The sequence below is a fragment of the Alteromonas sp. K632G genome (genome assembly GCF_017653625.1).
GTDB lineage: Bacteria > Pseudomonadota > Gammaproteobacteria > Enterobacterales > Alteromonadaceae > Alteromonas > Alteromonas naphthalenivorans.
On the sequence record NZ_JAGGDM010000033.1, the window covers coordinates 1 to 6,936 of the forward strand.

Annotated in this window: 6 protein-coding genes; 2 read left to right on the forward strand and 4 right to left on the reverse strand. The window is 43.0% G+C overall.

What is annotated here, in order from left to right; translation table 11 throughout:
- Positions 1–64: 64 nt before the first annotated feature.
- A complete protein-coding gene (locus tag J5X92_RS20390) occupies positions 65–892 on the forward strand; it encodes a hypothetical protein (protein ID WP_208806401.1) in 828 nt (275 codons plus the stop codon).
- 792 nt (positions 893–1,684) lie between these two features.
- Here the strand turns inward: J5X92_RS20390 and J5X92_RS20400 are convergent.
- Both J5X92_RS20400 and J5X92_RS20405 read right to left on the reverse strand, forming a co-directional pair.
- Positions 1,685–3,211, reverse strand: coding sequence for a serine hydrolase domain-containing protein (locus J5X92_RS20400; RefSeq protein ID WP_208806402.1), 1,527 nt, complete (start codon positions 3,209–3,211; stop codon positions 1,685–1,687).
- Positions 3,212–3,299: 88 nt separating this feature from the next.
- Positions 3,300–4,349 carry a Gfo/Idh/MocA family oxidoreductase gene (locus tag J5X92_RS20405; protein WP_208806403.1) on the reverse strand — a complete coding sequence of 350 codons (1,050 nt, stop codon included), beginning with the start codon at positions 4,347–4,349 and terminating at the stop codon, positions 3,300–3,302.
- A gap of 276 nt (positions 4,350–4,625) precedes the next feature.
- Here J5X92_RS20405 and J5X92_RS20410 point away from each other — a divergent pair, with 276 nt between their 5' ends.
- Positions 4,626–5,960: an MATE family efflux transporter gene (locus J5X92_RS20410; protein WP_244361148.1), complete on the forward strand. Its 1,335-nt coding sequence runs from the start codon at positions 4,626–4,628 to the stop codon at positions 5,958–5,960.
- 128 nt (positions 5,961–6,088) lie between these two features.
- On the opposite strand, the gene J5X92_RS20415 is transcribed toward J5X92_RS20410, so the two are convergent.
- Both J5X92_RS20415 and J5X92_RS20420 read right to left on the reverse strand, forming a co-directional pair.
- On the reverse strand, positions 6,089–6,334 hold the full coding sequence (locus J5X92_RS20415) for a DUF4235 domain-containing protein (RefSeq protein WP_013783003.1): 246 nt from the start codon (positions 6,332–6,334) through the stop codon (positions 6,089–6,091).
- A gap of 110 nt (positions 6,335–6,444) precedes the next feature.
- Complete coding sequence (locus tag J5X92_RS20420) at positions 6,445–6,612, reverse strand: DUF1328 domain-containing protein (RefSeq protein ID WP_013783004.1); 168 nt, start codon at positions 6,610–6,612, stop codon at positions 6,445–6,447.
- Positions 6,613–6,936: the final 324 nt, after the last annotated feature.

A 6,936-nucleotide genomic window follows, 5' to 3' on the forward strand; every position in this document is an offset into this window, starting at 1 on the left:
GAAGCGTAGAGCTAAATCCGGAGAATAAAAAAGAAGCAGCTTAACAGCTCAGGCGACAACTACCTTGAAAAACGCCGATAGTAGCAGCGATGATAAAGTTGACTTCCATAAAGTATGCCTAAACGTAAGCAGAAACGTGAGAAAATATTCAAAAAACTGCAAGGTAAAGGTTAGTACGGCTGCGCAATTTGCTGCTTATGGCAAGGTGTTTAGTGAAAATAAGATTTCTTTCGAATTTTTAGAGCGTATTTGGTCTTATGATGGAAATGGTCTCCCTCCAATATTATCCAATGAAAAAAGAAAGATAGTGGCAAAGCTGCTTAATGTTGAGCCATATCAACTAGAGTTATTCGAAGACAATAATACGAGTGATTTTTCGGGTTGGGCAATTGCCGAAACGCCTGAAGATGAAGAAAAACAAAGACTTGAATATTTAAGCCTAATAAGCGCGGACATTGACTCTAAAGATCTAGAAGAAATTGCAGTGAGTATATTCAACGGGGCTGTTAATCGTCGAGTTGATGTGACGAAATTTTCGATAGGAATGTCTGCCGCTAGCATTACTGCTGTTGGATTGCTCAGTGATAAAAAAATTATGGATGGATTTGTAGATAGTGTGGGGTTAATTTTAATTGCTCTTTTATTGTTATCAGTTTTATTAGGAGTTGCGTCCATTTATAATTCGATAAAAATCGAAGAAAGTAATCTGAAATTAATAAACGTTCAATTGCTAAATCAGTCACCAATATTGAACGAAAGCTGGACCTCTAAAGCTTGGATATACCAGCCATCAACTAATATGTCTGAATATATATGGGGAGGTCATCTCTTAGCCTTCTTAATAGCTTACCTAATTATTTTTTTTGCCGTTTTGGGAAAAATTTTCTGGTGACTTTCTACAATGCGTTTTGAGTTCGTTTTGCATTAATAAAAGCTATAGAAGTTACTTAATGACAAGAAGCTTTGGATACAGCAGAAGATAGCGCTTCAACCTCAGGCGAAGGTGACAACTGAGAAGCACTACGTGTCGGGCGAAGCGTTTAGTTATTTGGGACGAAACTATCGACTCAAAGTAACTGAGGGTGAACTCACTGCTGTAAAGCTCGTGCAAGGCCGTCTGACGATATCAGTGCCGAAAGGTGTGTCAGATCTAAATTGATTAAATATGCGCTTACAAGTTGGTTTAGGCGTCGTGCCAAGCTTAAATCGCGAGAAAAGATAATACGTTACTCTCGAATAGTAGGCGTGGAGGCAAACGGCTACTAAGTGAAAGAATTCCAATCACGCTCTGGAAGCACTTAATCACTAGATAGCCAATCTTAACCGCATGATATGGTTGATACGCTCGGCAATGTATTTGGGCGCCCCGACGAACGTCTGTTCATTGTCTAAACCGGACCATTGGGCAAAGAATTTTTGCACCTCAAAAGTCAGTAGGTTATCAGCTAACCTATCTGCACACTGAGATACTAGTTCTTGAAAAGGACGTCATTGCTAATAGCTCAATACCCTACGTTTAAAAGCTAATAAGACAGACATGACACGCGGTATCAAAACTGTACCGCAGTACGCTTTCTTTAATTTGGTTAGCTATTCACACTGTTAAAGGCGTGAACCAACGTTAGGGAGTCTTGATACCTAAAGCCATAAAGTAGCAAGCTAGTTTATTGGATACGTCATATTATCACTGCGTTTCTCGCTGACTATTCCTAACTCCCCGAATATTCCCATCCATAACAAGCGTCTTAGCCAGCGCGCCTTCAGCATCGTCTTCAAAACGAACACTACTACCGTTCTTAGCAAAAAAATGACCTTCACCCTCATGAAAATACCTTTCATTTTCAATATAAGGTAACGCGTTAAGCACAAAGCCGTTTTTTGCTTCCTGCAATACAATTTCGACATCAACAGGGTCTGTTACCACGTAAGTACCAATATACTTACTCAGCTCTGTTTGGTTGATTGGCACTAACTTTTTAACTTCAGCTTGCGAATACCCTACATCCAATACTTCTTTTAGGCGAACTTCTAACTCGCTAATTAACTGACTACCGTTATCGCCGTTAGTCATAATGGCGTAGCCGTTGCCGGTATCTAACTCAAGATATAACTGCGACATAAAACCTTTATCTGCGCCGCCATGACCAAAGCCCAGAATTTCACCGTTTTTATCCATGTTGATAAAAAAGCCAATACCAACATTAGGTGCTTCATTGGTTGGCGTATTGTTGGTTAACATTTCTCGTGCAGTAGCTTGCGATATCCAATCTGTTTTTTGTCCCAAATACGCGCTACGAACGCCGCTTGCCATTTTCAACATGTCTGATGGCGTGCTCCACATGCCGGCTGCTGCAAGCGTAGCATAAGTATGCGCGCCACCTTCTACTGGGGTACCGTCATCGTTGTAGGGCGTAGCCATATTGTTTGATAAATTAGGCGATATGGGTTGTTCGAAACCAGAGCGCGTCATACCTAACGGCGTAAACAAAAGCCGTTGTGACATTACTGGCAGGGGCTCGTTGGCTACGTCTTGTAAAGTAAGTTGAGCGAGCGTAGTGCCGCCACCTGAATAGCGCATTTGCGTGCCCGGTTGAAGGTCAACCACTACCGCGCTGGTATTTGCAGGCTCAACACCTTCTAACACTTGCTGCAAAGTAGGCACGGGGTCACCGGCCGCGTAACCAGGAAAGCCATGTACTGTGGTGCCAGCCGTGTGGCTTAATAATCTGCGTAATGAAACAACTTCTTGCCCCGTCCATTCATGTTCGGGCAATTGCCAGCTGTTAAGCAAGTTATTTACGTCGGTATCTAAATCAATAGGGTTATCTTGGCGGTACTTCATCAATACCGCTGCAAATGCGGGTTTAGAAATACTACCGGCCTGAAATACAGTATCTTTATCCACACCTAGTCCAGAGGCTACATCTTTAACGCCATGTTCTAACGTCCAAGCGAGTTGCCCATTTTTCATATACGCGACAGAAACCCCTGGCACATTATAAAGGGCCTGCCGCTGGGCTAAAGATTGAAAATCAACCTCTTGCCCTTCAATTCGAATTCGTTCTGCAAGGCCGGTTTTCAAAAGGTTGGCTTCTTTTGATTCGTCAGCAGGAGAGGGAGAGGCCGGCAGGGTTTCAGGCTCTGCGCAGCCTAATAACGAAGCTAAGCAAAGTGAGAGCGTTAGCGCGGTTATTATTGTTTTTGTTTTCATTTAAGTAATCCATTACGTGTAGAAATATCAGAGTACGTTCCTAAACTTACCTCGTCAATCAGCCGCCATTAGGAGTTGAAGTGGCAGTTTAAACAAATTCTTTTTCACCACCTTTTGCCGCTGAACGATAAATTGCGTTAAGCAAGGCAATAGAGCGGCGACCTTCGAAACCATCTACCAATGGTTTAGTGCCGTTTTCAAGCGCATGTAAAACATCTTCAAAATTTCTTTGGTGCCAAACAAAGTCGATGGCTGAAGGGTCGGCTGCGCCAGCGCCGGCTTCGTTTTCATTAAGACCATATTGCTGTCTAATTTCATTGTCATGTTCATTTTCATTAGCAAACTCCCACAGCCGGAATTTGTCATCGCTCATGAAAACAGAACCCTGCGAGCCGGTAATTTGTATTTCTGCCGGATGTCCGTTTTTAGACCAGCACGCGGTAGACCCTTGAATCACACCCAGCGCGCCACTTTCAAACTCCACCATGGCAATACCCACATCTTCTACTTCTATTCCCTCATGGGCCACAAGCCTAGTTTCTGCCCGTACGGATTTAACGTCGCCCATCACGTAAAGTAATAAATCGATGGTATGGATTGATTGGTTCATTAACGCGCCCCCGCCGTCTAGCTTCCAGGTGCCACGCCAAGCGCCGCTTTCATAGTACTCTTGAGTTCGCCACCATTTAATATAGGCATCAGCCATGGCAATGTTGCCAAATCTACCTTGCGCTAACGCCTTTTTAAGTAGCTGCGACGATGCATTGAAACGCCGGGGGAAAATGCCCGCTAACATCACATTATTTTCTGCACATACGGCTATCATCTCATCCACTCGTTCGGCGGTCACTTCAAGGGGCTTTTCGCAAATAATGTGTTTACCCGCTTTGGCTGCAGCAGATATGGGCTCTAAGTGAAACCCTGATGGTGTGCATACAGTAATAACATCAATATTGGGGGAATTTATAAAAGAAGCATAATCGTCAAAAGGTGTGCAGTTATGTTTCTGTGCGAAGGCGTTCGCTTTATCAGTTGAACGTGAATAAATCCCTGTTAGCTCTGCATTAGGTATAGCGTTAATAGCCTGAGCATGAAAATCCGCAATCATGCCAGCGCCGACAATGCCAAATCGATACATTCCTTGTTCCTTTTTTAAACAGTTTTCAAAAAGTATAGGGAAAGTTAGCGCTGTAGACTAGCTTTTAAATAAGGAGGGAATAAAGGGAGTAGGAATAAAGGGAGTAGGAATAAAGGGAGTAGGAATAAAGGGAGCAGGAATAAAGAGAGCAGAGTACATTAATTCCTAAATTCACACTGATCTCATTCTCTTACCGCATTATTAAAACAAAACTTTTCCAGCGGGCTTAAAAGTCGGTATGTTATTGCGGGTATTCGTTGTAGCCGAGGAAGCTAAATGCAAGAAGCCACCAAATCTGAACCATCGTTGACAGAAGGCGCTATTGTCGGCCATATGGTGCGGCTTGCTATCCCGGCATCAACGGGCATGATCTTCAATACACTGTATAACCTGACCGACATTTGGTTTGCGGGCTACTTGTCAGATAATGCACTTGCCGGTTTATCTATCGCGTCCAGCGTTTTCTTTCTACTGCTGTCTATTGGTATTGGCATTCAAACTGGGGCTTCTGCAATGATTGCGCCGGGGGCGGGTAGGGGAGAAACCCACGAAGTGAAAGGCTGGCTAGATAACGTAAGCGGCCTTGCCATTGCCTTTAGTGCGGTGTCGTGTGTAATAGGATTTTTTGCGGCGCGTCCGTTGGTGGTTTTACTTGGTGCTGAACCTCATATCGAGCCCCTTGCGATGGAATATTTATGGGTAACGTTAGCAGGCTCGGTAGGTTTCACCTTCTCTTTCGGGGCGGCCGGCGCGTTAATGGCACTAGGCGATACCAAATCTAACCGAAATGCACTCATGATTGGTTTCTTTGCCAATTTTGGCCTTAACCCCTTCTTTACTTTCGTACTCGACTTAGGGGTAAGCGGTATAGCGCTAGCCACCGTTGTGATTAAGTTTGCCACCGCGTTTTACCTGTTCCGGGTACTGATGAAGCGTTTAAATATATCGGTAATGCCCACTTTTGATAAAGAGCGTTGGCAAAAGCTACTTAAACAAATTGTGCCCGCTAGCTTCAATATGCTCACCATTATTTTAGGTGGTTTTATTACTGTGGCACTTATCGGTCAATTTGGTAGCGAGCATGTGGCCGGGTATACCGTTGGCCTGCGCCTAGAGCAGGTGTTGTTGCTTCCAGCGTTAGGGTTAAATAGCGCGGTAATGGCCATAGCGGGTCAGAATATGGGCGTAAATAAATACGACCGGGTAGATGAAACGTACCGCAAGGGGTTACTAATCGGTTTCTTTATGGCGGTAGTGTCTATTCCCGTTATGTATTTTCTATCGCCGTTGGCAATGAGCCTTTTTACTAACGACAGTGCCATTAAAAATACAGGAATAACGTACCTTAGAATTGATACATTAGCTTTTTATGCGTACGTGGTTTTGTTTCAAAGTGTGGCTATATTGCAGGCAATGCAAAAGCCTATGTTTCCCATGTATTTAGGTATAGCCCGTCAACTTGTTGTGCCCGCCTCAATAAACTATGTGCTGATTGTAGTGTGGGGCTACCCCATGGTGTCCATGTTCTACACCATTGTTACTGTCGTTATTTTAAGCGCCATCATTGCTTTCTTTTATACCAAAAGAGAGATATACAGGGTTAAATTATGAATTAGCTTGTATTCAATCTTGCAGATTTATTTAACAGATGTGTTATGGGAACAGGTCGCAAAAATTAACCAACGTTTCGATACCTCTTATAAGTGCTTATACTTTTAAGAGGTATCAATTTGGCAGTGTTATTTCGACTGGCGTTTGTCCAGCACATATTGAACGGCCATTCTGGCAACGCCTGCTCCAATGCCTGATACTACAGCCCAGGTTACGGCCTCTTTAAGGTCTGTATTTTCACTTTCTTTGTCTTTCGGGGCGGGGTCGTTAGTTACTTTTTCCCACGACTTTTGAAGCGTTTTTCTCGCTAGAATTCCTGCAGATGCAGCGGCAAGACCGATACCTACGTTCGTAATGCGTTGTTTGTTGCTCATAATGATCTCCATTGATGAAGCGTAAATTAAAAAAAAACAGCCATTAATCAAATGACTAATAGCTGTTTAATTCAGACTTGCTTGAAGTCTTAAACCAACAATTAAATCGGTTATCTTTTGCCTCTGACCATATTCATAACAATTGAAATGATCAGTAGGATGACAAAAATACCAAATATAATTTTGGCAATACCAGCCGCTGAACCAGCAATTCCGCCAAATCCTAAAACTGCTGCAATTAATGCGACTACTAGAAATATTAAAGCCCAACGTAACATAATGTATCCCTTCAGTTTGTGAGTTATTAATGGAGTTGCAAACCACAGGCCTACTTTGCCAGACTGTTTTAAGTTGATGTTCAAAATAGCGTCAGAATGCGGCTTGTAGCCTGATTTTATCGAGAAAAAGAAGTGCGTTTTTTGCGCCGTAATATATGTAACGACTAGAGAGGATGACTAATTTACCGAATAAAACTGTAAATATTTCTCGAATAAAGTGTCCGATTTCCTTAGGTAACTACTGTCTCGGCGTTTTTCAAGGTAGTTGTCGCCTGAGCTGTTAAGCTGCTTCTTTTTTATTCTCCGGATTTAGCTCTACGCTTC

Excerpts from the sequence above, each read along its gene's own strand:
- J5X92_RS20410 (WP_244361148.1), top strand. The coding sequence starts at position 4,626 with ATGCAAGAAGCCACCAAATCTGAACCATCGTTGACAGAAGGCGCTATT.
- J5X92_RS20405 (WP_208806403.1), bottom strand. The coding sequence starts at position 4,349 with ATGTATCGATTTGGCATTGTCGGCGCTGGCATGATTGCGGATTTTCAT.
- J5X92_RS20400 (WP_208806402.1), bottom strand. The coding sequence starts at position 3,211 with ATGAAAACAAAAACAATAATAACCGCGCTAACGCTCTCACTTTGCTTA.
- J5X92_RS20420 (WP_013783004.1), bottom strand. The coding sequence starts at position 6,612 with ATGTTACGTTGGGCTTTAATATTTCTAGTAGTCGCATTAATTGCAGCA.
- J5X92_RS20415 (WP_013783003.1), bottom strand. The coding sequence starts at position 6,334 with ATGAGCAACAAACAACGCATTACGAACGTAGGTATCGGTCTTGCCGCT.